At 70.5% G+C, this 2,649-nt stretch carries 2 protein-coding genes; one reads left to right on the top strand and one right to left on the bottom strand.

What is annotated here, in order from left to right; all coding sequences use genetic code 11:
• The first annotated feature begins 162 nt into the window (after positions 1–162).
• A complete protein-coding gene (gene ychF, locus SSBG_RS19490) occupies positions 163–1,251 on the top strand; it encodes a redox-regulated ATPase YchF (RefSeq protein ID WP_008747792.1) in 1,089 nt (362 codons plus the stop codon).
• 165 nt (positions 1,252–1,416) lie between these two features.
• Here ychF and SSBG_RS19495 read toward each other — a convergent pair.
• The coding region (locus SSBG_RS19495) for a glycoside hydrolase family 88 protein (protein WP_234010595.1) at positions 1,417–2,649 on the bottom strand (1,233 nt) is incomplete at its 5' end.

The raw sequence follows: 2,649 nt of genomic DNA on the forward strand, positions 1-2,649 counted from the left end.
CCGCACCAACGTAGGCGCCGGGCCCCGTGCCCTCCGGTCCGGGACACGCGCTTTTGCCCAGGGCGCCCCCGCTGCCGTACGGTGCCGGGTCGGCCCCGTACCGCCTCCCTGTACCGTGAAGGGCCACCTTCGGAATTCGCGAGCGGACTGAGTTAGAGAGCCATGAGCACAAGCATCGGTATCGTCGGCCTGCCCAACGTCGGCAAGTCCACCCTCTTCAACGCCCTCACGAAGAACGACGTGCTGGCCGCGAACTACCCCTTCGCGACGATCGAGCCGAACGTGGGCGTCGTGGGCGTGCCGGACCCCCGGCTGCCGAAGCTCGCCGAGCTGTTCGGCTCGGCCCGTATCCTCCCCGCGACGGTGGACTTCGTGGACATCGCCGGCATCGTGCGCGGCGCGAGCGAGGGCGAGGGCCTGGGCAACAAGTTCCTCGCGAACATCCGCGAGACCGACGCGATCTGCCAGGTGATCCGCGCCTTCAAGGACGACAACGTCGTGCACGTGGACGGCAAGGTCTCCCCGAAGGACGACATCGAGACGATCAACACCGAGCTGATCCTCGCCGACCTCCAGACGGTCGAGAAGGTCCTCCCGCGCCTCGCGAAGGAGGCCAGGATCAAGAAGGACGTGGCCCCCAAGCTCGCGGCGGTCGAGGAGGCGAAGGCGATCCTGGAGGCGGGCGACACCCTCTTCTCCAAGGGCATCGCCCAGGGCACCGAGAAGGCCGCCCCCCTCCACGACCTGCACCTGCTCACGACCAAGCCCTTCCTCTACGTCTTCAACGTGGACGAGGACGAGCTGACGGACGACACCTTCAAGGCCGAGCAGCGCGCGCTCGTCGCCCCGGCCGAGGCGATCTTCCTCAACGCGAAGCTGGAGGCGGACCTCGCGGAACTGGACGACGAGGAGGCCCTCGAACTCCTCCAGTCCGTCGGCCAGGACGAACCGGGCCTCGCGACCCTGGCCCGCGTCGGCTTCGAGACCCTGGGCCTCCAGACCTACCTGACCGCCGGCCCCAAGGAAACCCGCGCCTGGACCATCGACAAGGGCGCCACGGCCCCCCAGGCGGCCGGCGTCATCCACACCGACTTCGAACGCGGCTTCATCAAGGCCGAGATCATCTCCTTCGACGACCTCGTCACCACCGGCTCCATCGCCGAAGCCCGCGCGGCCGGCAAGGCCCGCATGGAAGGCAAGGACTACGTGATGCGCGACGGGGATGTGGTGGAGTTCAGGTTCAACGTGTGAGTGAGTCTGTGCCGCGTTGCTGATGTGGCGCACGATGGATCAGGAGGGGCCGGGCTCTTGGGAGTCCGGCCCCTTCGTTCGTGTCGTGCTGGGTGGTGCGGGATGGTGTGACGGTTGGTCCGGCGGGGGGTTTCCGGAAGCCGGTGTGTGCCTCGGGGACGGGGCTCAGGTGGTCAGGGTTGCCAGTTCTGTTCCTGCCAGGAGGAAGCCGCCTACCGCGAAGTCCGCTGTGGTGTCGTAGGTGACCGGCTGGCTGGAGTCGGGGCGGTCGCCGACGCGCTGGACGTAGCCGAGGGTTCCGTTCGGGTGGACGGCCGTGGCGACGAGGCCGTTCCAGGCTCGGGCCGCCATGGGGAGGTGGGTCGCGCGGTCCACGAGGCCGCTCGCCACCGCGTACGCCGTGCCATACGCGAAGAAGGACGTGCCGCTCGACTCCGGGCCCGGGTAGTGGGCCGGGTCGGCGAGGTTCACGTTCCAGAAGCCGTCCGTGCGCTGGAGCGGGGCGAGCGCGGTGATCAGGCGGCGCAGGGTGTCGCGGTACTCGGCGGCGTTCGTGTGTCCCGCCGGGAGTGCCTTGAGCGTCTTCGTGTGCGCGGCGGCGACCCAGCCGTTGCCGCGCGACCACACGACGGGCTTGCCGGAGGGGGAGAGGATACGGCCGGGCAGGAAGTTCTTGTCGCGGTACCACAGGCCGGTGGCCGGGACGTAGAGGCCGGGGCCGCCCTCGGCGGTCTTCGTGTGCCGGTAGAGGGCGTACAGCTTGCGGTGGTACGCCGCGTCGCCGCGCAGCACGCCCAGGCGCGCGAAGGGCGGCATGGCCATGTGCAGCGCGTCGTCCCACCACCAGTCGTCGTTCTTGCCGACCTGGTCCGTGTACGTCATGCGGTGCAGCGAGTCCTCGATGGCCTGGATCTTCGCCTGCTCGGGCTCCAGCGCGTAGAGGTCCAGGTACGCCTGGCCCGCGTTGTGGTTGTCGGCGTGGCGGGTGCGCGTACCGCCGCTGAGCCCGTAGGCGTGCTGTTCCGCCCAGGAGCGGGCGTAGGAGAGGTAGCGGGCGTCCTTGGTGAGGGCGTGGAGGGCGAGCAGCCCCGAGTAGAAGGTCGCGTTGGCCCACAGGTTGTCGCCCGGGCTGGTGTGCGCGCCGATCCAGTGGTCGGCGACGCGGCGCAGGACGCGAGTGATCTCCGCGCGGGACGGCAGAACGGGCGAGGGAGCGGCGGCGGGACGCGCCTGCGCGGGGGCGGGGCGGGCGTGCGGCGAGGCGGAGCCGGCCTGGGCGGGGGTGGCGAAGGTGCCGAGGGCTGTCGCGGCGAGCGCGCCGCCGCCCGCCACGGTGAGGAAACGGCGTCGGTCCATGTCCATGAGGGTCTCCCGTGCGGTGGGGGTGCGGGTGCCCGG

Origin of the sequence: Streptomyces sp. SPB074 (assembly GCF_000154905.1) — a bacterium.
In the GTDB taxonomy this organism is placed as follows: domain Bacteria; phylum Actinomycetota; class Actinomycetes; order Streptomycetales; family Streptomycetaceae; genus Streptomyces.

Bases quoted from the DNA above. Each gene is read 5' to 3' on its own strand.
- ychF (WP_008747792.1), top strand. From the start codon at position 163: ATGAGCACAAGCATCGGTATCGTCGGCCTGCCCAACGTCGGCAAGTCC.